At 70.9% G+C, this 20,114-nt stretch carries 16 protein-coding genes, 2 tRNA genes and 1 pseudogene; 10 read left to right on the forward strand and 9 right to left on the reverse strand.

Annotated features, from left to right (window positions below):
• Nucleotides 1-12: 12 nt before the first annotated feature.
• A complete protein-coding gene (locus tag IE247_RS26310) occupies nt 13-1,551 on the reverse strand; it encodes an ATP-binding protein (protein WP_190125768.1) in 1,539 nt (512 codons plus the stop codon).
• A gap of 154 nt (nt 1,552-1,705) precedes the next feature.
• On the reverse strand, nt 1,706-2,719 hold the full coding sequence (locus IE247_RS26315) for an SEC-C domain-containing protein (protein ID WP_190125769.1): 1,014 nt from the start codon (nt 2,717-2,719) through the stop codon (nt 1,706-1,708).
• A 132-nt stretch (nt 2,720-2,851) separates the two neighbouring features.
• Between IE247_RS26315 and IE247_RS26320 the strand changes: the two genes are divergently transcribed.
• Both IE247_RS26320 and IE247_RS26325 read left to right on the forward strand, forming a co-directional pair.
• The gene (locus IE247_RS26320; RefSeq protein WP_190125770.1) at nt 2,852-3,178 is read left to right on the forward strand and encodes a DUF6412 domain-containing protein; all 327 of its coding nucleotides are present in this window, start codon (nt 2,852-2,854) and stop codon (nt 3,176-3,178) included.
• A gap of 107 nt (nt 3,179-3,285) precedes the next feature.
• On the forward strand, nt 3,286-4,041 hold the full coding sequence (locus IE247_RS26325) for a YidC/Oxa1 family membrane protein insertase (protein WP_190125771.1): 756 nt from the start codon (nt 3,286-3,288) through the stop codon (nt 4,039-4,041).
• 19 nt (nt 4,042-4,060) lie between these two features.
• Here IE247_RS26325 and IE247_RS26330 read toward each other — a convergent pair whose 3' ends face one another.
• Both IE247_RS26330 and tsaD read right to left on the reverse strand, forming a co-directional pair.
• Entirely contained in the window at nt 4,061-5,149 is a 1,089-nt protein-coding gene (locus tag IE247_RS26330) for a Gfo/Idh/MocA family oxidoreductase (protein WP_190125772.1), read from the reverse strand.
• A gap of 65 nt (nt 5,150-5,214) precedes the next feature.
• A complete protein-coding gene (gene tsaD, locus IE247_RS26335; protein WP_190125773.1) occupies nt 5,215-6,315 on the reverse strand; it encodes a tRNA (adenosine(37)-N6)-threonylcarbamoyltransferase complex transferase subunit TsaD in 1,101 nt (366 codons plus the stop codon).
• A gap of 223 nt (nt 6,316-6,538) precedes the next feature.
• On the opposite strand from tsaD, the gene IE247_RS26340 reads away from it, so the two are divergent.
• From IE247_RS26340 to IE247_RS26360, 5 genes are all read left to right on the forward strand, one after another.
• Nucleotides 6,539-7,291: a hypothetical protein gene (locus IE247_RS26340; RefSeq protein WP_229869361.1), complete on the forward strand. Its 753-nt coding sequence runs from the start codon at nt 6,539-6,541 to the stop codon at nt 7,289-7,291.
• A gap of 105 nt (nt 7,292-7,396) precedes the next feature.
• Nucleotides 7,397-8,176: an HAD-IIA family hydrolase gene (locus IE247_RS26345; RefSeq protein ID WP_190125774.1), complete on the forward strand. Its 780-nt coding sequence runs from the start codon at nt 7,397-7,399 to the stop codon at nt 8,174-8,176.
• A gap of 207 nt (nt 8,177-8,383) precedes the next feature.
• Complete coding sequence (locus IE247_RS26350) at nt 8,384-9,004, forward strand: hypothetical protein (RefSeq protein ID WP_190125775.1); 621 nt, start codon at nt 8,384-8,386, stop codon at nt 9,002-9,004.
• A gap of 10 nt (nt 9,005-9,014) precedes the next feature.
• Nucleotides 9,015-9,680, forward strand: a complete 666-nt coding sequence (locus IE247_RS26355; RefSeq protein WP_190125776.1) for a class F sortase — start codon at nt 9,015-9,017, stop codon at nt 9,678-9,680.
• Between the two features lie 148 nt (nt 9,681-9,828).
• On the forward strand, nt 9,829-10,827 hold the full coding sequence (locus IE247_RS26360) for a glycoside hydrolase family 6 protein (RefSeq protein ID WP_190125777.1): 999 nt from the start codon (nt 9,829-9,831) through the stop codon (nt 10,825-10,827).
• Between the two features lie 72 nt (nt 10,828-10,899).
• Here the strand turns inward: IE247_RS26360 and glxA are convergent, their stop codons facing one another.
• From glxA to IE247_RS26375, 3 genes are all read right to left on the reverse strand, one after another.
• Nucleotides 10,900-12,852 carry a radical copper oxidase GlxA gene (gene glxA / locus IE247_RS26365; protein ID WP_190125778.1) on the reverse strand — a complete coding sequence of 651 codons (1,953 nt, stop codon included), beginning with the start codon at nt 12,850-12,852 and terminating at the stop codon, nt 10,900-10,902.
• Entirely contained in the window at nt 12,849-14,810 is a 1,962-nt protein-coding gene (locus tag IE247_RS26370; RefSeq protein WP_190125779.1) for a glycosyltransferase family 2 protein, read from the reverse strand. The genes glxA and IE247_RS26370 overlap by 4 nt, the downstream gene beginning before the upstream one ends.
• 464 nt (nt 14,811-15,274) lie before the next feature.
• Nucleotides 15,275-15,348: transfer RNA gene (locus IE247_RS26375), tRNA-Lys, on the reverse strand.
• Between the two features lie 139 nt (nt 15,349-15,487).
• On the opposite strand from IE247_RS26375, the gene IE247_RS26380 reads away from it, so the two are divergent.
• The 3 genes from IE247_RS26380 to IE247_RS26390 all read left to right on the forward strand — a co-directional run bounded on the left by IE247_RS26380 (nt 15,488) and on the right by IE247_RS26390 (nt 19,232).
• Complete coding sequence (locus IE247_RS26380; RefSeq protein WP_190125780.1) at nt 15,488-17,164, forward strand: peptidoglycan-binding protein; 1,677 nt, start codon at nt 15,488-15,490, stop codon at nt 17,162-17,164.
• On the forward strand, nt 17,161-18,330 hold the full coding sequence (locus IE247_RS26385) for an SPFH domain-containing protein (protein WP_190125781.1): 1,170 nt from the start codon (nt 17,161-17,163) through the stop codon (nt 18,328-18,330). Before IE247_RS26380 ends, IE247_RS26385 begins: the two co-directional genes overlap by 4 nt.
• Before the next feature lie 314 nt (nt 18,331-18,644).
• Entirely contained in the window at nt 18,645-19,232 is a 588-nt protein-coding gene (locus IE247_RS26390) for a lytic polysaccharide monooxygenase auxiliary activity family 9 protein (RefSeq protein WP_190125782.1), read from the forward strand.
• Nucleotides 19,233-19,718: 486 nt separating this feature from the next.
• On the opposite strand, the gene IE247_RS26395 is transcribed toward IE247_RS26390, so the two are convergent.
• Both IE247_RS26395 and IE247_RS26400 read right to left on the reverse strand, forming a co-directional pair.
• A tRNA-Lys gene (locus IE247_RS26395) sits at nt 19,719-19,792 on the reverse strand.
• A gap of 116 nt (nt 19,793-19,908) precedes the next feature.
• Nucleotides 19,909-20,114: pseudogene (locus IE247_RS26400) on the reverse strand (hypothetical protein); the annotation flags it as partial.

Here is a 20,114-nt window from a genome sequence, read left to right on the forward strand (position 1 = left end):
AAGAGACGCTGGCTACTCTGCTTCGGCACGATTGAGTTCACAGTTCGCGGCCGTCACCAGAACGCTGTTCCACAGAGCCATCTCATCATTGCGCTGAGCGCTGGAGCGGCCCAGCCGGAAGTTCTTCTCAAGCATTAGATAGAGAAGGCCCTTGAGGACGGGAGCATCGTTGGACCCAGCCCGGCGGTGTCCGTTGAAGGCCTGGCGGTACTGCTTGTTCAGCCGTACGACGTGATCGTCGCGGTCGATATCGAAGAAGACATCCGCTGGCAGCGTGTCCCACCGGAAGGTGATCGGTTCCTCGTTCTCCAGCTGCGGCAGCTCATCGCGGAGTATGCGCTTCAGCTTGGGATCGACGCCTTTGCCCGGCGGGACAGCGTCCTTGCGATGCACCTCGGTGGACCGCTTGGCGGCCTCGCGATAGGTATTCTGCGCTGCCGCCATATACGCGGCGAACGGCTCTCCGCTGTCGTCCGTGGCCTTCTCCAGGCCACGGGCGAACGCCGGAGTGACACTCACTCCGTCCTTTTTGACCGTGAGACTGAAGACTTCATTAGGGGCCGACGGCAGATCAAGGGCGATACGGGCAAGGCTGTGGTGGGATTCGGCGCTGCGGGTACCGTTCCAGCCGCCCGCCTGGACCAGGCGGTCATTGCGGTAGATATAGAACCCCTGGCGGTCAGCGAGCGGTCCGATACCGCGGTAGGACACCAGAGGAGACTTGGGCGGCCAGATATGCGCGGTGAGACTCACATCCCCGATGCCTTCGACGGGGGCCTTGTACGTGCGCGGGAAACCGGCCTGCCCCGGGACGCGGTAGCCGAACGGGTCGATGGCCTCGACGCCTCTGTGGTCCAGCTCTTCTCGCGTACGGACATCCTCGACGACGATGTCGATATGGAAGTCCTTCTGGGAGAGGAACCGGTGCAGGTAGAGCCCGAGGTGTGTCTCCAGCCGCTCGATGGCGTCATTGAGGAACCGGTCCGTCTGCCCCGCTGTGATCGTCTGGAAGGCCCGGACCTCGTCCCATCTGACGATGGTTCCGTGCCAGCCGATGACCCCGTCGTACCGGTCCACCAGATCCTGGCAGTAGCGGGCATTGATGATGTCGCAGCTGAAGTCCGCCTGGGCTCGCTCCATCAGCCACCGCCGGCCCGCCGCCGGGCTGCGCTTCGTACGGCTGACGACGGTGAGTGACCCGGCGTGTGAGAGGGAAGCCGACTTCAGGCCGGCACCAAAATGGCCCAGGTCCCCGTCTGCGTACTCTTCACGGCCTCCTACTGTCATGGCGATGTCCAGGGAGGGCTCGTCCATGCCCTTTCCATCGTCGATCACCAGAAGGCTGACGATGCGGTCGTCATCCCGGAGGAAGATAACGGCGACATTGCGCGCCGCCGCGTCGATGGAGTTGTCGATGAGGTCCGCGATAGCAGCCTCAAAGCTGTAGCCCTGGTGGGTCAGGGACTCGACGTACCGTGCGGCAGGCGGCAACTGCTTGCTGCCCTGAGTGGGAATGTCGAATTGCCAGTCAGGGGAGGGGGTATAGGGCATGAATTTTCCTCGCGCACGCAGGACTGGGCCTGAGTGGGGGGAAGGGGCCCGTCAGTTCAGCAGGACTCATCGACGGTACTGCACGGTTATCGCGCATGTCAGCCCGGTTGGAAGTTACCGGGAGGCACTGGTAAAGCGCCGGGTGCCTGAATGGTCAGTTCCGGTCAGCCCCGTGGCACTCCCGATACACCCTCCCCGCCCCGCACCAGCAAGCCGCCGTCCTCGCCGGAGGCCAGGGCAGGGCGCGGCCGCGGGCGGCGAGGGTGGTGGTGAATTGGGGGAGGAGGTCGGAGTTGGTGGGGGAGGACTGTTCGGCGGCGGCGAAGGCTTCGTAGGCGGGGACGGTGGAGGTGACGATGCCGAGGTTGGCGGTGCCGGTGGAGGCGAGGTCGCGGAGGGAGGACTCGATGTGGGTGAGGTGGGCCGCGTGGGTGGGGTATTCGGAGGCGAGCGCGGGGTACGCGGCGAGGAGTTCGGTCAGCTCGGGCTCGGGCCAGTGGAGGACCGCCACGGGGAAGGGGCGGGAGAGGGCGGAGCGGTAGGAGCCGAGTTCGGAGCGGAGGCGGGCGATTTCGGCGCGGAGTTCGGCCGGGTTGTCGGAGCCGAGGGCCCAGAGGCGTTTGGGGTCGTGGAGCTCGTCGAGGGAGATGGCGGCCCGTGCGGTGTGGCCGCGGTCGGCGAGGGTGTCCCAGGCGTCGTGGGGGAGGCCCAGGAGCCGGCGGACCCGGTGGCGGCCGGTGAGCAGGGACTGGATCTCGTAGGGGATCTCGTCGTCGCCGGGGGGAAGGAGGAGGGTGAGCGCCGAGGTGAAGCAGGAGTGGGAGGCTTCCAGCTCGTCGTGGGACTCCAGGGTCTCGGCGACGATCTCCCAGGGGGCCGGATCGGCGGGGGCCGCCGCGCGGATGCCGGCGATCAGGGCGCGGGCCTCCGCCTCGTGGCCGTACTCCCAGAGGTTCGCCGCCTGGAGGGCCTTCACCAGCAGGGGGCGCTCCGGGCCGGCGGCGGTGAGGCGGTCGTAGAGGGCGGAGGCGCGTTCGCGGGCGCCCGCAAGTTCGAGGTGGGCCGCGGCCTGGAGGAGCAGGGGCTCGGAGTCCTCCGGGTAGCGCGCCGCGGTACGCAGCAGGCGCTCGGCTTCGGCGATGTGGTCGGCAGGCGTGTCGGGGCGCATGGTGGACACGGTACTGCGGTCGGCGCGCCGACCGAGAGGCCGCTGCGGTACCCCTGTGAGGGAGCCGGGGAACCGGGGAGAACGGGAAAGCGATCCTGTATAACGGGTGTACTGGGCAGTGAGGGAGGGGACATGGAGTGGAGGGCGCTTTCGCGCACGCTCCGGCCCGCCGTCCTCGCGCTGCTCCTGCTCGTCGAGATCCTGATCCTCGACGGCGGCGGACTCTCCGCCGCCCTCACGTTCGCCGCGACCGTCACCGCCACGGCCGCCGCCGGGTCCGCGCTCGTCGTCTGCGCCGTCATCAGCGCCCGATGCGCCCCCGCCGTACCGCGCACGCGGATCCGTACCGCCATCCGCGACCGTGAGAGACGCACCGCCTTCCTTCCCCAGCGCGATCCCGACGCCTCGGGCCGCACCCGCCCCCGAGCGCCGGGGCGAGCCCTGCCGACGGCCGCGTAGGGGAGCCTCGAAGCAGGTCACACCAGCTCAGCAGCCCTTCACGCGGAACCGTCATGCCGCCATGTCCTCGCATCCCGGCACGACGAGACCCCTCGGAGGGCTCACCCATGTCCGTTTTCGCCAGTCTGGTCGAGCGGCTCGCGGATCTGCTCCAGCCGCTCTTCCTCACCTCGGCCACCGCCGCCGCGATCGTGCTGTTCACCGCGTTCGTACGGCTCGCGGTCCACCCCCTCTCCCGCGCCGCCGCCCGCGGACAGAAGGCCAATGCCCGGCTCGCGCCGCAGGTGGCGGCCGTGCGCGAGAAGCACCGGAACAACCCCGAGCGGCAGCAGCGGGCGCTCATGGAGCTGTACGCCAAGGAGAAGGCGTCGCCGCTCTCCGGCTGTCTGCCGAGCCTGCTCCAGCTGCCGGCGTTCTTCCTGCTGTACCACCTGTTCTCCAGCACGAGCATCGGCGGCGAGCCCAACGCGCTGCTCGATCACCGGCTCTTCGCCGCACCGCTCGGCGAGCGCTGGACCGACGCCCTCGCGGACGGCGGGGTCTTCGGCGGCGCGGGAGCGGTCTACCTCGGCCTCTTCGTGCTCGTCGCCGCCGTCGCCACCTTCAACTACCGCCGGACCAAGCGCCAGCTCGCCGCCGCCCCGGTCGCTCCGGTCGCCCCGGGCGAGGCGGGCACCCCGCCCGGCATGGCCGTGATGACGAGGATGATGCCGCTGCTCTCCTTCGCGACCCTGATCACCGTGGCGGTCGTGCCGCTCGCCGCCGCGCTCTACATCGTCACCAGCACCACCTGGTCGGCGGTCGAGCGGGCCGTCCTCTACCGGGACATGCCGGCCGCCGGGGCGCTCACGAATCCTCTGTGACGCAGAGGGCTCAGAGGGCTCAGAGGGAGACCACGACACCCGAATCCGCCGACCGCCGCGCCGCCTCCAGCACCTCCAGCGCGTCGGCCGCCTCCTCGGCGGTGACCGGTGGGGGAGTGCCTTCGCGAAGGGCCCGGGCGATCGCCGCGTAGTACGCCGGATAGTCGCCCGGGACGGTCTCCACCGGGCGGCCCCCGCCGGTCAGCGCGGACTCCCCGGCCCCGACCCGGCCCCGGGCGGACTCGCACTCCACGCCCCACCCGGCGCCGTCCGCCGAGGGCCGCTCGCCCGCGCGCAGGGCGGCCTCCTGCGGATCGAGGCCGTACTTCACGAACCCCGCCGAGCTGCCCAGCACCCGGAACCTCGGGCCGAGCTGCGCGGCCGTCGCGCTCAGATGGAGATGGGAGCGGACGCCATTGGTGTGCGTCAGCGCGATGAAGGTGTCGTCGTCGGCCTCGGCCCCGGGCCGGCGGGTGTCGGCCTCCGCGTAGACCGAGGCGGCCGGGCCGAAGAGGGTCAGCGCCTGGTCGACGACATGGCTGCCCAGGTCGTACAGGAGTCCGCCGATCTCCTCGGGGTCGCCGGACTCGCGCCAGCCGCCCTTGAGCTGTGGCCGCCACCGCTCGAAGCGGGATTCAAACCGCTGTACGTCGCCGAGTTCGCCGTCCGCGATGACCCGGGTCAGAGTGAGGAAGTCATTGTCCCAGCGGCGGTTCTGGAAGACCGAGAGCAGCAGACCGCGCCGTTCGGCGAGCGCTCCGAGGGAGCGCGCCTCGGCGGCGGTGGCGGCCAGCGGTTTGTCCACGACGACCGCGAGGCCCGCGTCCAGGGCGGCGGTGGCGAGGGGGACATGGGTCTTGTTGGGGGAGGCGATCACCACCAGGTCGAGTCCGTCCGCGCGGGCGAACAGCTCCTCGGGCGTGGTGACCGGCCGTACGCCGGGGTACTCGGCCAGGGCCCGCTCACGGCGGCCCGGGTCCCGGGTGACGACGGTGTCCAGGGCCAGGCCCGGGGTGGCGGCGATCAGCGGGGCATGGAAGACGGAGCCCGCGAGTCCGTAGCCGATGAGTCCGACGCGGAAGGCGGCGCCGGTACCAGTACCAGTCATGGGGTCACTAAAACACGCGAGGTCCGCGACCGGGACCCGCCCGCACGCCCCGGACCTGTGGTGTCTCACCGCGGCGGTACGAGAGTGCCTCCGGCCGGGCGTCGCGGGGCCCGAGCCCGGACGACGGGGGTGAGGGACGCGTACTCCAGCGGCGCGGAGGGGTCGATGGACACCTCCAGCGGCGCGGGTTCCGCGCCCGCCCGGAGCAGCAGATCGCCGACGGCGGCGATCATCGCCCCGTTGTCGGTGCAGAGCCCGCGCGGCGGCACCCGCAGGGTGATCCCGGCCGCCGCGCAGCGCCGCTCGGCCAGCGAGCGCACCCGTGAGTTCGCGGCCACCCCGCCGACCACGACGAGCGTCCCCACGCCGAACTCCCGGCAGGCCGCGACGGCCTTGCGGGTCAGCACATCGGCGACCGCCTCCTGGAGCGAGGCCGCGCCGTCGGCCACCGGGACCTCCTCGCCCCGCAGCCGGTACCCCTCGGCCCAGCGGGCGGCGGCCGTCTTCACCCCGGAGAACGAGAAGGCGTACGGGTCGTCGCCGGGGCCGGTCAGCGCCTGGGGGAAGCGCACGGCGCGCGGATCGCCGTCGCGGGCGGCCCGGTCGACGGCGGGTCCGCCCGGATAGGGCAGTCCGAAGACCCGGGCGACCTTGTCGAAGCACTCGCCCGCCGCGTCGTCCAGGGTGTCGCCCAGATGGACGATGGGGTCGCGGGCGAGATCGCGCACGAGGAGCAGCGAGGTGTGCCCGCCGGAGACGATCAGTACGACGCAGGGGTCGGGCAGCGGGCCGTGCTCCAGGGTGTCGGCGGCGACGTGTCCGGCGAGGTGGTGCACCCCGTACAGCGGTACGCCCAGGGAGTACGCCAGGGTCTTGGCGCCGGCCAGGCCCACCTGGAGCGCTCCCGACAGGCCCGGTCCCGTGGTCACCGCGACCGCGCCGATGTCGCTCATGCGCAGCCCGGCCCGGTCCAGTGCCTGCCGTACGACGGGGGTGAAGGAGTGGAGGTGCGCCCGCGCGGCGATCTCGGGGACCACTCCGCCGAAGCGGGCGTGCTCGTCCATGCTCGACGCGAGGGCGTGGCCCAGCAGCCTGCCCTCCCGGACCAGACCGGCCCCGGTCTCGTCGCACGACGACTCGATGCCCAGCACCACCGCAGCGCCCACCGCAGACCACTCCTCTCACTTCTGCTCATCAATTGTTATTGCGAGTCATGTGCAATAAGGATAGGCGGCCTGCTCGGAAATACGCTGATGGAGCGGGATCGCGCGGCTGTTCGGGGGTGACCGGGCCGCGGTACGCGATCGGACGGCCCGCGCGGGGGAGGGGGCCTCGGACGGGCTTCCCGCCCGGCCCCGCGGCACGATCAGCGAAGGGCACCCCACTCCCATGCGACTGCGCACTGCCTTCGTCGTCGGCGCCATCGCAACCGCCGTCGCGCTTCCCGCGCTCCCAGGGGCGCCCGCGTCCGCCGCCGACCGTCCTCCGGACGCGGCCGTCGCCGCCGACGCCCGGCAGCCGCGCTGCGGCACCCCGTCCGTCAAGGACTTCCCGATCGCCACCCGTATCCACGGCGGGCCCCCGGTCCACCACCCCGGCGGCGGCTTCGAGCACTGGTACGTGGAGCTGGCCAACACCACCGCCGCGCCCTGCCGCAATATCCATCCGGTGATCGTCCTGGCCGCCCGCGACCGGGGGCTGACCCGGGAGCGGCTGATGCTGGAGTTCTACGACCCGGCCGTCTCGCGGTGGCTCCCTGCCGATCTGGAGACGAGCGGTGAGGACGAGGTGGTCGCGGTCCTGGACGAGAGCGGCGCGGGCGGGTTCACCGTGCCCGCGCGGGCCGCCGTCACCGTGCGGGTGCGGCTGGCGCTCACCGCCGACACCCCGCCCAACCAGGTCACCGTCAACGCCGCGATCGTGCAGCGCCGGGGCGACGACGGCGACTGGCTCGGCGAGTCCGGCGACTACCGTTTCGCCGTCCTGGACGACAACGGCTACGGCGCGACCGTCACCCGCGACGAACTCGCCACCACCGGTCCCGGCTCACTGCTGAGGCTCGGCGCGGCCCTCGCCGCGGTCCTGCTGGGCGGTGGCGCGTCCGCGCTGGTGGCCCGCCGGTTGCGCGCTCACGGACGTTGATCGTCCGGTCGCATTAGGCTGTTGGTGTCGGGGTGACACAGGGCGGTGCCTCCGGCGTTCACATATCTCGCATTTTGTACGCCGCGCACGGCAGGAGTCCCGTTGATGGCAGAGCGCAAGCCGATCGAATCCTGGCTCACCGACATGGACGGTGTCCTGATCCACGAAGGCGTCCCGATCCCGGGCGCCGACGCTTTCATCAGGAAGCTCCGGGAGACCGGCAAGCCCTTCCTCGTCCTGACCAACAACTCCATCTACACCGCGCGTGATCTGCACGCGAGGCTCGCCCGGATGGGTCTCGACGTGCCCGTCGAGAACATCTGGACCTCGGCGCTGGCCACCGCGCAGTTCCTGGACGACCAGCGGCCCGGCGGCACCGCCTATGTCATCGGCGAGGCGGGTCTGACCACCGCGCTGCACGACATCGGCTATGTCCTCACCGACCACGACCCGGACTATGTGGTGCTCGGGGAGACCCGTACCTACAGCTTCGAGGCGCTCACCAAGGCGATCCGGCTGATCAACGGCGGGGCCAGGTTCATCTGCACCAACCCCGATGAGACCGGGCCCTCCACCGAGGGGCCGCTGCCCGCCACCGGGTCGGTCGCCGCGCTGATCACCAAGGCGACCGGCAAGGACCCGTACTTCGCGGGCAAGCCCAATCCGCTGATGATGCGCACCGGGCTCAACGCGATCGGCGCGCACTCCGAGACCAGCGCGATGATCGGCGACCGGATGGACACCGACGTCCTGGCCGGTCTGGAGGCGGGCATGGAGACCTTCCTCGTGCTGACCGGGGTGACGACCCCGCCGGACATCGACCGCTACCCCTTCCGCCCCTCGACCGTCGTGGACTCGATCGCCGACCTGGTCGAACGCATCTGAACGCAGCTGAACGTATCGAGCGAGGCTGAGCGCATCCGGGCGACGAGCGGCGGGCCGGCGGAAGCCCCCGCCCGCCCGTCGGCCCGCCGTTCACCCCTGCCTCTCCCTCATTCGCGCAGCTCAGGCGGGTGCGGCAGGTGAACGGCGGATGCTGCGGATGCGAAAACGCGCCACACGCGTGAATCTTTCTGTATCAGGAGGTTCACCATGCGTTCAAGGTCGATTGCTCTGAGTGCCGCGGGGGTGGCCGTGGCACTGGTCATGGCCCCCGCCGCGGCCGGCGCCCACGCCCGGGACTCCGTCACCGTCACCGTCCATCCCGCCGAGGTCCGGCCGGGGGACGAGATCGAGATCCGGGTGCGGGGCTGCGAGGCCCGCGAGGGGACCGCCAGGTCCGGGGTCTTCGCCTCGGACGCGCGGCTCGGCGGCGGCGGCGGTGGCGGGGACCGGCGTTCCGAGGACGAGGAGGAGCGCCACGGCTCCGGCCAGGAGTCCCGGACGCTCTCCGGGAGCACCTCCCTCGCCTTCCACGCGAAGCCCGGCGCGCACGACATCACCGTCGCCTGCGACGGCCGCCACCACCGCGCCGCCGGTGTGCTGCGGGTCGCCGGGGGCCACCTCCGGCCCGGTGAGCCCACCCCCGTCGCCCCGGTCAGGGCGGGCGGCGGCGGCACGGCCGCACTCGCCGCGGACGCCCGGCACCAGGACGAGTCCAGGAGCGCCGGTCCCGGCACCACGCACACCGTCGTCGGGCTGGTGCTCACGGCCGTCGCCGCGCTCGCCGTCGCCTTCCGCTCCTCGCGCCGCCGTCGCACCGGCCCCCGCTGAGGCGGCCGGAATGTCCGCCGACGAACGCGCGCCGGGCTCCGGCCGGTTCCTCACCGGGGTCGCCTGGGCGGTGCTGCTGCTCGGGCTCTGGCTCTGGGGCCACGAGGTCACCGGCGGCCCCGGCGGCAGCTCGGCCCCCACCACCGGCGACGCCGCCGCCGTCGGCAGACCCCTCGGGGTGCCGCTGCCGCCCGCGCACCGTCCGCTGGAGCCCGCCCGGCCCAGCCGTGTCGACATCCCCTCCATAGGCGTCACCGCCCCCGTGGTGCCGCGCGGCCTGGACGCCGCCGGCGCGATCGACCCGCCGCCCTACGCCACCCCCCGGACGGTCGGCTGGTACGGCGGCGGTACGCAGCCGGGCGCGCGGGGCGCGTCCCTGCTCGTCGGCCATGTGGACACCGAGACCAGACCCGCCGTCTTCTACGGTCTGAGCGCCACCCGCCCCGGCGAGAAGATCCGGGTGACCCGGGCGGACGGCTCGGTCGCCGAGTTCACCATCGACGACGTCCAGGTCTTCGGCCGGGAGCGCTTCGACGCGCGGAAGGTGTACGGACCGCACCGCGAGGGCCGGGCGGAGCTGCGGCTGATCACCTGCGGGGGCACCTTCGACCGGGCGACCGGAAGCTACACGGCCAATGTGGTCGTATCCGCCTATCTCACCGGCGTACGACGGTAGGAGACCTCCCGGGCGATGGACCGGGCAGTGGGCCGGGGGCATGGGCCTCCTACCCCGCTGACCTGGTGTGCCAGGATGGAATCGACCGGTATTGGCCGGGGCGTCAGGCTCCGAGATGCCTCGGACCAGCACGGCCAAGGGGGAGCGGATGCAGATGAGTCGGACCGGACGCGCCACGGCGGGGATCGCGGGGGCGGCGGCACTGCTGCTCTCCGGCTGTACGTCGCAGGGCGGCGGGGAGCCGAAGCTGAAGGTGAGTCAGCACCCCCGGGCCGCCGATCCGTACTGGGTCAACCCGGAGGGGAACGCGGCCCGGCAGGTCCTGGCCTACCGGGAGGACGGCGAGGACGAGAAGGCCGCGCTGATCGAGAGGATAGCCACCCAGCCGGTCGCCGAGTGGATCGGCACGGAGAACGTCGAGGCCGAGACCCGGCGCATCACCGAGTCGGCCGCCGAGGCCGACCGGGACGCCCTGCTGGTGCTCTACAACATCCCCCACCGCGACTGCGGACAGTTCTCCAAGGGCGGCGCGGCCGACGCCGACGCCTACCGCGACTTCATCGACCAGGCGGCCAAGGGCATCGGCGACCGGCGGGCCACCGTGATCCTGGAGCCGGACGCGGTGCTCCACCTGGTGGACAACTGCACCCCCAAGGAGTTCCACGAGGAGCGCTATCAGCTCCTGTGGGGCGCGGTCGACCGGCTGAAGAAGCAGCCCCGCACCAAGGTCTACCTGGACGCGGGGAACGCCGGCTGGTCGAACCCCGACGCGCTCCAGGAGCCGCTGCGCCGGGCCGGTGTGGACAAGGCGGACGGCTTCGCCCTCAATGTCTCCAACTTCTATCCGACCGCCGCGAGCGCCGAGTTCGGCAAGAAGCTCTCCGCGAAGATCCACGGCAAGCCGTTCGTCATCGACACCAGCCGCAACGGCGAGGGCCCGTACACCGGGGGCGACCCCAAGGAGAACTGGTGCAATCCGCCCGGCCGGGCGCTCGGCGAGACGCCGACCGTCGACACCGGGGATCCGCTGGTGGACGCCTATCTCTGGATCAAGCGCCCCGGGGAGTCGGACGGGGAGTGCAAGGGCGGCCCCAGGGCGGGCGAGTGGTGGCCCGAGTACGCGCTGGGCCTCGCCCGGGGCGCGTAGAGGCGGAAACGGCGCGGGGCTCCGGACGGACAAGTCCGGAGCCCCGCGCCGCGCGTGTGGACGGTGTGCCGCTTACGGCACCTCGACCCAGACCGCCTCGGACGGCGTTCCTTGGTCGTCCGTCACAAAGAACATGTACCGGCCCGAGGGCACCAGCGCCCGGTTCTCCGGCACGGTGACCTCGACGCCGTCCGCCGTCTTCGTCGTCTCCAGCGCGATGGTGCGCTGGTCGACATCGGTGACATGGGTGACCGCACTGGGCTTCAGCAGCTTCGCCGAGGTGAGCGGATTCTCGCTGGTGACCTTGAAGGTGCCCTTCCCGCCGCGCTCGATCCGCTCGGGGCCGCCGCTGACCTCGGGCCGGGTGTCCCGGTAGAGATACGGCGGCTCGTAGATCTCGATCCGCTGCTCGAAGACGCCCGGCCTGGTGTTGGCCTTGTCCGCGTAGAGCGAGTCCGAACCGAAGATCATCACCCGGCCGTCCGGCAGCAGCAGCGAGCCGGAGTGGTAGTTGCGGCCCACCCGGGGGTCGGCGACACGGGTGTATTCGCCCGACTTCGGATCGTAGGTCCGGGCCTGGAGCACATTGGAGCCGCTGCGGCCCCGGTAGTCCTGGGACCCGCCGGTGACCAGGACCGAGTCGTCGGGGAGCAGCGAGGCGCTCGGGTAGCGGGTGCCCTTCTCCAGGGAAGCGCCGTCCTCGAAGCGCGGCTTGTCCTTCTTGAGGTCCACCAGCCGTGACTTCTCGCTGGAGTTCTCGTCCTCGCCGACCCCGCCGCCGCCGATGACCATGAACCGCTGGTCCTGGGCGGGCGGCAGCATCACGGTCGCCGAGGTCTCCATCTGGTCGGCGTCGCTCAGCCCGGGGATCTTCTCGAACTCATTGGTGTCCAGGTCCCAGACGCCCGGGTCACGGCCGACGTCGGCGGGTCCGTAACCGGCGTTGGAGCCGGAGTAGAAGAGCTTGCCGTTGTCCATCAGGAAGATCGCCGGATAGGTGGGGAACTTCCTGATCTTCCCGGTGTACTCCCACTTCTTCGTCTCGGGGTCGTAGATCTCGTCCTTGCCGGGGACGATCGCGCCGATCTCGTCGAGCCCGGAGAGCGCGAGCACCTTCCCGTCCTCAAGAGTGGTCAGCGTGGGGTACCAGCGGGCCTCGTTCATCGGGTCGACGGGGATGTACTTCTCCGCCACCGGGTCGAACTCGTAGGAGTCCTTGATGCCCTGGAAGTCCTTCTTGTCGAGCGCGAGCTTCTGGGCGATCGCGTAGACATTGCGGGTGTCGTCGCCGGTGAGGCCGTGCACCCGGTAGTTGTCCTCGGTGCCGGTCTCGTACTCCTTGCCGGTCTTCTCGGCCTCGACATAGATCCGGCCCAGCCCCGCCTCGGTCCGGAGGAACCGCCCGGTCTTCTCGTCGAAGATCTTCTTCGCCTTCTCCACCAGGACCGGGTCCTTGGAGACGAAGGTCTTGCCGTTCTTCTTGCCGGTGAACTTGGTGCCGGCGGGGAGGGTCTTGGGCGCGTCGGGGTCCTCATTGTGGACGATCATCAGACCGCCCGCCTTGGTGACATCGCCCTGGAGCTTCTCGTACCGCTTGGTACCGCCCGCGACCAGCAGCTTTCCATCCGGCAGCTGGGTGTGTCCGGCGCAGAACATATCGGCGGGCGTGGGTATCTTCTTGAAGACGTCGGTCTTGGGATCCCACAGCACCGTTTCGAACTTCTTGGCGTCGAAGTTCTTCTGGTTGTTGCCGGAACCGGCGATCAGCAGCACCTTGCCGGTGTGCAGCAGCGCCGCGTGGATCGCGTTGACCCGGAACTCGGACGGGATGTCCAGGAAGCTCCACTTGCCGTTCGCGGCCTTGTACTCCGGCTGGTCGATCTTGTACTCGTGGTACTTCGCCGTGCCGTAGCGCCACATCGCCGGGCCGTTCATCCCGGCCACCGCGACGACCACCGCCACGCCTATCGCCAGCCGACGGGCGCGCCTCTTGCGGTGATCGGTCCGCGCGGCTCTCCTGCTCATTTCTTACGTCCCCCAAGGGCGATCTGCATGGTTTGTTCGGAGTCACCTGTTCCGGCGGGCGGCCGGGGCGTCGCGGGCGGCTGGGACGGCTGGGGCGGCGTGGGCGCGGGGGCGGACCCGGCCGCCCTGCCCGCTCCGCCGCCGCGCCGCCTGCGGCGCTTCCGCTTCTTCTTCTCCTCGTGGAGGGAGTGCCGCCAGACGAGGATCGGCGCGGCCGTGATCAGCATCGCCAGCGTGGCCCAGGTGATCATCGCCGGATGATCGTGGCCGAAGACGAAGGACGAGGCGAGCGAGGCGCCGAAGACGAAGATGAAGAAGAGATGGATCCGGAAGGTGCCGAACAGCGTGTCAGGGCTGGAGGAGTCGCCCTTCGGGGTCACGACGAAGGAGCTCTTGCGGCGGAGTACGGCGTCCATCAGCGAGCGGGCGTAGATCGGCGCGGAGAGCGCCGACATCATCATTCCCGCGAGGCCGCCGGAGCCCTCGGGCTCGTGCGGCGAGACATTGTGGCGGCGGTTCCAGATGTACAGGCCGATCTGGAGAGCCGAGGCGTTTCCGTAGAGCATCATCCAGATCAGCGGGTCGATCTGCACACCCGAGGCACCCATGCCCAGGAACAGGGCGCAGCTGAGGGCTGCCAGGATCCAGTTGAGGGCGGACATCGGATAGAAGATGATCATCATGGTGTAGTTGAAGAGCTTGCTGACCGGCAGGGAGCCGTAGCCTCTCCAGTACTGCTTGAGGATCGTCTCGTAGGTGCCCCGGGACCAGCGCAGCTGCTGGGTGAAGAAGTCGGTCCAGGCGGTGGGGCCCTCGCCGACGGCCAGGACGTCCGGGGTGTAGACCGAGCGCCAGCGGTTGCCGGAGGCCGGGTTCTTGGCCCGGTGCATCTCGAAGCCGGTCGCCATGTCCTCGGTGATCGAGTCGTACAGACCGCCGATCTGCTTCAGCGCGGAGATCCGGACGGCGTTGGAGGTGCCGACGAACATGGGCGCGCCGTAGCGGTTGCCCGCGCGCTGGATCAGGGCGTGGAAGAGGAACTGCTGGGACTCGGCGGCCTTGGTGACGAAGCTGTCGTAGTTGCCGTAGACCTGGGGGCCGATGACGAAGCCGACGTCCGGGTCGCGGAAGTAGCCGAGCATCCGCTCCAGATAGTTGGGCAGCGGGATGTGGTCGGTGTCGACGGAGGCGAAGTAGTCGTAGTCGTCGCCGTGTGCGTCGAGCCAGGCGTTGTAGTTGCCGTGCTTGGTCTTGGCGCGGTGCGCGCCCTTGGCCTGGTTCCACTTCGCGACGCCCTTGCGGGAGAAGTGGTGCACACCGAGCCGGGCGCAGACCTCCTTGACCTCGGGGTCGTCGCCCTCGTCCAGCAGCCAGACGTGCATCAGTCCCCGGTGGCGGATGCGTACGGCCGCCTCCAGGGTCTTGGTGACCATCTCCAGGGGCTCTTTGCCGGGGACGAAGGAGGTCAGGAAGGCGACCTTGGTGCCGCTCTCGGGGACCACGGGTATCGGGTCGCGGGCGACCAGCGTCGCGTGCGCGTTGGAGAGCACGTTCAGCGTGCGGAACAGCTCGATCAGCCCGATCGACACCAGCATGACGATGTCGAGGACGAGCAGGGTGTCGTTCTTGAGGTTGGGGTCGCGCTCGGTCCAGTGCGAGGGCTGCATCAGCCAGACGAAGAGTCCGAGGGAGACGAGCGGCGCCGCGCCCAGCAGGAGGGCCGCGCGTATCCGGTGCGGCTCCTGGGAGAGCAGGGAGCGGTACTCGACGGTGTAGGGCTTGACCGGATCGGGTTGGGTGAGGGGGCCGGCCAGCCTGCTGTAGTGCTCGTAGTCGTACTTGGGCGGGGCCTTGCGGGGGCGGGGCTGCCGGCCGCCGGTGCGGCCGGGCACCACTCTGAGCTGGGTTGTCAGGGAAGGGTCGCTGGACCCCTCGGCGCCGTTCGGCGTCGACGTCATGGATCATCCCCCCGCACGCGTATGCGGCGCGCGTGAATGTGGTGTCGGCGCGTCAGACCGCGAGCCCCCTCGACTCGGTGGCCTGAACGCATGGGTTACGGGCCACCGCCGCCGTGGACAGCGGACAGTGATCCGGCGGTTGCACGATGTCTATTGCCGGATGGAGCCGCGCAGGGGACTCCCACCCCGGCGCGCACAACGGAATCATGCATTCCATGCACCCTCAACTGCGCCGCGACGGATGTGCGGCCAAGGGTGACGGAATCAGAATAGGGTCTCCGACCGATCACGTGATCGCAAGGGTCAAATAGCCTAGAATCGGTCATTTGTGCGGTTCACAGGGGGTCTGTGAAAATGCCGGGAGCATGTGTGGATGGCTGAAAAGCTTCCACGGGGCTCGGGAGTGCGGTACGGGCGTACGACAGAAGCCCCCTCGCCTGAGGCGAGGGGGCTTCCGGTGCGCGTGCGCCGCCAGGGACTCGAACCCCGGACCCGCTGATTAAGAGTCAGCTGCTCTAACCAACTGAGCTAGCGGCGCGTGCTGACCTGGACAACTCTACCGGACCCCGGGAGGTGCTCCCGACCATTGCCCGCTCGTACCGGCCTGTCGGATGGTCGGTTTTTCCCGGCAGTCCCGCAAAATGGGGTAAATCGCTACAAGTCCGGAAGGGATGGAGATGAGCGTGCCGGTGTTCGAGGAGTACGAGCCCGCTCCCGACTGCGGCTGTCCCGGGTGCTTCCCGCGTCCGCGCGCGCTGCCGTCCGGGGGCCGTCCGGCGGCGCACGGACGCCGCGGGGCTCTGGTGCTCCTCACCGCCGCCGGGGTGGTGCTCGGCGGGGCGGCGGGTCCGGTCCACGCGGTGACCGCGCCGCCGGTCGCGCCGGGACCCGCCACCGCGCCCGCGTCCGCTCCCGACCCGGGTCCTGCCTCCGCTCCGGTTACGGCTCCGCTTCCGTCTCCCGCACCGGCGGCCGAGCTGCCGGCCGTACCGTCTCCCGCGCCCTCTCCCGTACCGTCGTCCTCCGCGCCTCCGGCCGTGCCGCCGGCGGCGCCCCTGCCCGATCCGCCGGTCGAACCGGTGCCGGCCGTGCCCGCGCCCGCCGTGCCCGTACCCGCTGTGCCCGCGCCCGTGCCGGGTCCGGCCGCCGAGCCGGTGCCCGCGCCGCCGATGCCGGTGCGGGCGACGACCCGCGCCGAGATCATCGCCCGGGCCAAGGAGTGGCTCGCCGCCAAGGTTCCGTACAGCATGAAGACGTACTGGAGCGACGGCTACCGCCAGGACTGCTCCGGATTCGTCTCCATGGCCTGGGGCCTGGCCCGCAACGAGTGGACCGGGACCCTCGCCCAGTACGGCACCCGCATCGCGCGGGAGGAGCTGCGCCCCGGCGACATCCTGCTCTTCCACAATCCGGTCGCCCCGAACGAGGACTCGCACGTCACGATCTTCGGCGGCTGGTCCGACGACGCGCGCACCTCCTATCTGGCCTATGAGCAGACCAGGCCGCACACCCGCAGACAGTCCACGCCCATGGCCTACTGGAGCGACTCCGACCAGTACGTCGCCTACCGCAGGCTGGAGCTGACGGACACCGACACCGACACCGGCGCCCTGACGGCGGGGACCCCTGCGGCCGACGCCTACCCGGGCGAGTCCGCCTTCGGCCCCGGCGCGAACAACGCGCACGTCACCCGGCTCGGCCGGATGCTGCTCGCGCGCGGCGGCGCGCGCTTCTACACGGAGGGCCCCGGCCCGGTCTGGGGCGAGGCGGACCGCCGGGCGACCGAGGCGTTCCAGTGGGCCCAGGGGTGGAGCGGCGGTGACGCGGACGGGGAGCCGGGCCCGGAGACCTGGCGGCTGCTGGTGACGGGGGAGGGCCAGGACATTCCGCCGGAGCCCGTCGCGGCGGAGCCGACGGCCCCGGCCCCTGCTCCGGTTCCGGTTCCTGCTCCGGTTCCCGACCCGGCCGCTGCCGACGCGGTGGACGCGAAGGCCCGGGCGGCCGTGCCGCCCTACCCGGGGCGCGGGCACTTCCGGCCCGGGCGGTCCGGCGCGCCGGTCGACCGGCTCGGCAGACGGCTGGTCCAGCGCGGCTTCGGCCGCCACTACACCTCGGGGCCGGGGCCGGTCTGGACCGAGGAGGACCGGCGCAATGTGGAGGCGTTCCAGCGGGCCCAGGGCTGGCGCGGGCCCGCCGCCGACGGCTACCCGGGCCCGGAGACCTGGCGGCGGCTGTTCGGCGGCCCGGCCTCCGCCTCCGCCCCTGCCCCTGCCCCTGCCGCCGTCGCCGGGGCCGGGGCGGCCTCGGCCGAGACCGTCGCAGTGACCCGACAGAAGAGGCGAGAGCAGTCATGAACACCACGACATCGGGGCCGGAGGGCGGTGACGCCCCGGCCGAAGCGCCGAGGCACACCCCGGTCATCACCCAGGAGGCGACCACCGAGATCCCGGTCCACCTTCTCTTCCGCGACACCGACGCCCCGCCGGTGGCGCTGCGGCCCGCCGTGGTCGCGCGGCGCAAGGGCACGGGGGAGCAGCCGAGGGTCGGCCCCGGTCCCGCCGTCCCGCGCACCCCCGCCGCCGCCGTTCCCGTACCCTCGCGGCCCGCGCCGCCCGGCGATCCGGAGCTGGCCGAGCGCCCCGGCGCGGTGCTGCCCGGCTGGACGGGGCTGGCGGCCGGGGCGTGCGCGATCGCCGGGATCGGCACGGTGCTGTGGGGCGCGGGCGCCCTCCCGGAGATGGTGCCCCGGCTCTTCGGGCTGACCGTGTACCCCTTCCACGGCATCGGTCTCGGACTGTGGTGTCTGCTCGCGCTGGGCGTGGTCATCGCGCTCTTCGCCCTCGGCGGCATCGGGCGCGGCCAGGTCGGCCGGGTCTGGGTGCTCACCCAGTTCGGCGAGTACCGGGGCAGTGTGCGGCGTACCGGAATGCTGTGGATGAGCCCGATGCTGCTGCGCCACCGGGTCGATGTGCGGCTGCGGCACTGGCGCAGCGATCCGATGCCGGCCGTGGACGCGGACGGCACGGCGCTGCGGGTGGTGGTCCTGGTGGTGTGGCGGGTGCGCGACACGGCCCGGGCGGTGCTCGGGGTGGAGGACCACGAGGAGTACTTGAGCGAGCAGGTGGAGTCGGCGATGGCGAGGGTGCTCTCGCAGCTCCCGGCGGACGCCTTCCACGAGGACGCGCCGACGCTGCGCGACGCGGAGGCGGTGGGCGGCGCGCTGACCCGGATGCTCTCCGCCGAGTGTGTTCCGGTGGGGGTCGAGATCTTCTCGGCGCAGCCGGTGGGGATCGAGTACGCGCCGGAGGTGGCGGCGGCGATGCAGCGCCGGCAGATCGCGGCGATCGACGCGCGGCACCGGGACAGCGTGCTGACCTCGGTGGTGGACGCGGTGGACGACACGGTGACCCGGCTGACCGCGCGCGGGCTGGTCGAGCTGGACGACTATGAACGGAAGGCCCTGGTCAAGGATTTGACGGTGGCGTTCTACGCGAGTCGTTCAGGGGCCCGGGAGGAGTGAGACGGGAGTGAGAGCCCCTGGATCGGGGGCAGGTGGAGGGGGTTGGTCCATCACCCGGTGAAGCACCGCAGGTATGCCGTAGGCAAAGTGCGGCGATATGCAGGATTCGCCGGAGAAGTTAAGGGGAAGCGGGCGTCCGGCCAAGTGAAGGTTGCCAATTGGTCTGGACATGGTGAACTTCCGTCAATACATTGGTGCTTGGTCTAGACCTGAAGGGGCGCGAAAGGAGCGCTCCCAATCCGCTTTGAGATACACCCCCACGCACGCGTGCAAGCACGGCTCACTGAACTCCCCCACGTTCCCTGGAGCGAAGCATGCGCAAGAAGATGACCGCCGCCGCTGTCGGCCTTCTCGTGACGGGCGCGACTGTGCTCGCCACTGGCAGTGCCAACAGCCATGGCTACACCGACTCTCCGATCAGCCGTCAGAAGCTCTGTGCCAATGGCACGGTGTCGAACTGTGGCAGCATCCAGTGGGAGCCGCAGAGCGTCGAAGGCCTCAAGGGCTTCCCGGCCGCCGGTCCGGCCGACGGCCAGATCTGCGCGGGCGGCAACGGAGGTTTCGCGCCGCTCGACAACCCGCGCGGTGGAAACTGGCCCGCCACCCAGGTCTCCTCGGGTGCGAGCCACACCTTCAACTGGCGCTTCACGGCCCGCCACGCCACCTCGGACTTCAAGTACTACATCACGAAGGCCGGGTGGAACCCCAGCGAGCCGCTGACCAGGTCGGCGCTTGAGTCGCAGCCGTTCCTGACGGTTCCCTACGGTGGCAAGCAGCCTCCGCAGACGCTGTCGCACTCCGGCAACCTGCCGTCGCGTTCGGGCAAGCACCTCATCCTCGCGGTGTGGAATGTCGCCGACACGCCCAACGCGTTCTACGCCTGCTCTGACGTCAAGTTCTGATCAGAGATCGGCTGAGCACGGAATCACGGGAGCCATGGGCCCACCGGCCCGTACGGCGGCCGTGAAACACCGGCGGAGTGATCACCAGGTGGGGCCGAGGGACCGGAGCCGGGTCCTCAGCCCCGCCGGGTGACCTCCGGCGCGATCGTGTGTGCCGCGCTTTCCGTGGGCCTGGTGCCACGGAGGGCGCGGCACTGCGGCGGAGCACTGCCCCACAGTGCTCCGAACGCTTTCCCGCTCGGTTCGGCGGCCTTGGCCGGGGCCGCCGGCCGGGCGTATCCGTGTGTCCGGGCGGCGGCCGTGCCGCCCGCGCGCGCATCGGGGTCCGGCGGTCCCGATGCGTCCGGCGGTGGCCCCGGCGAACTCGCGGGCCCGGAAACGCACCGGAGAACCGCGGAGGAACACAGCAGAACCGCGGAGGAACACAGCGAACACGGCAAACACCTCGGGCGTTCCGGATGAACCGGAACGCCCGAGGTGTTCATGTGCGCCGCCAGGGACTCGAACCCCGGACCCGCTGATTAAGAGTCAGCTGCTCTAACCAACTGAGCTAGCGGCGCTTGACGACGTAAATATTACCTGGTCCCGAGGAGTGCTGGTAACCACTCCCGACCCTCCCGCCCCATGAGGCCGTGGAGAGCGGTGCTCCGATTCAAGAGCACCGCTTCCGTATGGCTCAGAGCACCAGGGACAGCACCACCGGGGCCGCCCTGCGGTTCAGCTTCTCGGCCGCCGCGCGCAGCCGGTGGGCGTGCTCGATCGGCAGTGAGAGCGCCAGGCATCCCACCGCCGCCCCGGCGGTCAGCGGGACGGCCGCGCCCCACCGCCGCCCCGGCGGTCAGCGGGACGGCCGCGCAGACGGTGCCCACCGCGTACTCCTGG

The organism is Streptomyces inusitatus (assembly GCF_014651115.1).
GTDB lineage: Bacteria > Actinomycetota > Actinomycetes > Streptomycetales > Streptomycetaceae > Streptomyces > Streptomyces amakusaensis.

Excerpts from the sequence above, each read along its gene's own strand:
- IE247_RS26385 (WP_190125781.1), top strand. The coding sequence starts at position 17,161 with ATGAACACCACGACATCGGGGCCGGAGGGCGGTGACGCCCCGGCCGAA.
- IE247_RS26345 (WP_190125774.1), top strand. The coding sequence starts at position 7,397 with ATGGCAGAGCGCAAGCCGATCGAATCCTGGCTCACCGACATGGACGGT.
- glxA (WP_190125778.1), bottom strand. The coding sequence starts at position 12,852 with ATGAGCAGGAGAGCCGCGCGGACCGATCACCGCAAGAGGCGCGCCCGT.
- IE247_RS26315 (WP_190125769.1), bottom strand. The coding sequence starts at position 2,719 with ATGCGCCCCGACACGCCTGCCGACCACATCGCCGAAGCCGAGCGCCTG.
- IE247_RS26325 (WP_190125771.1), top strand. The coding sequence starts at position 3,286 with ATGTCCGTTTTCGCCAGTCTGGTCGAGCGGCTCGCGGATCTGCTCCAG.
- IE247_RS26370 (WP_190125779.1), bottom strand. The coding sequence starts at position 14,810 with ATGACGTCGACGCCGAACGGCGCCGAGGGGTCCAGCGACCCTTCCCTG.
- IE247_RS26380 (WP_190125780.1), top strand. The coding sequence starts at position 15,488 with ATGAGCGTGCCGGTGTTCGAGGAGTACGAGCCCGCTCCCGACTGCGGC.
- IE247_RS26320 (WP_190125770.1), top strand. The coding sequence starts at position 2,852 with ATGGAGTGGAGGGCGCTTTCGCGCACGCTCCGGCCCGCCGTCCTCGCG.
- IE247_RS26390 (WP_190125782.1), top strand. The coding sequence starts at position 18,645 with ATGCGCAAGAAGATGACCGCCGCCGCTGTCGGCCTTCTCGTGACGGGC.
- IE247_RS26355 (WP_190125776.1), top strand. The coding sequence starts at position 9,015 with ATGTCCGCCGACGAACGCGCGCCGGGCTCCGGCCGGTTCCTCACCGGG.
- IE247_RS26310 (WP_190125768.1), bottom strand. The coding sequence starts at position 1,551 with ATGCCCTATACCCCCTCCCCTGACTGGCAATTCGACATTCCCACTCAG.
- IE247_RS26360 (WP_190125777.1), top strand. The coding sequence starts at position 9,829 with ATGCAGATGAGTCGGACCGGACGCGCCACGGCGGGGATCGCGGGGGCG.
- IE247_RS26350 (WP_190125775.1), top strand. The coding sequence starts at position 8,384 with ATGCGTTCAAGGTCGATTGCTCTGAGTGCCGCGGGGGTGGCCGTGGCA.
- IE247_RS26330 (WP_190125772.1), bottom strand. The coding sequence starts at position 5,149 with ATGACTGGTACTGGTACCGGCGCCGCCTTCCGCGTCGGACTCATCGGC.
- IE247_RS26340 (WP_229869361.1), top strand. The coding sequence starts at position 6,539 with ATGCGACTGCGCACTGCCTTCGTCGTCGGCGCCATCGCAACCGCCGTC.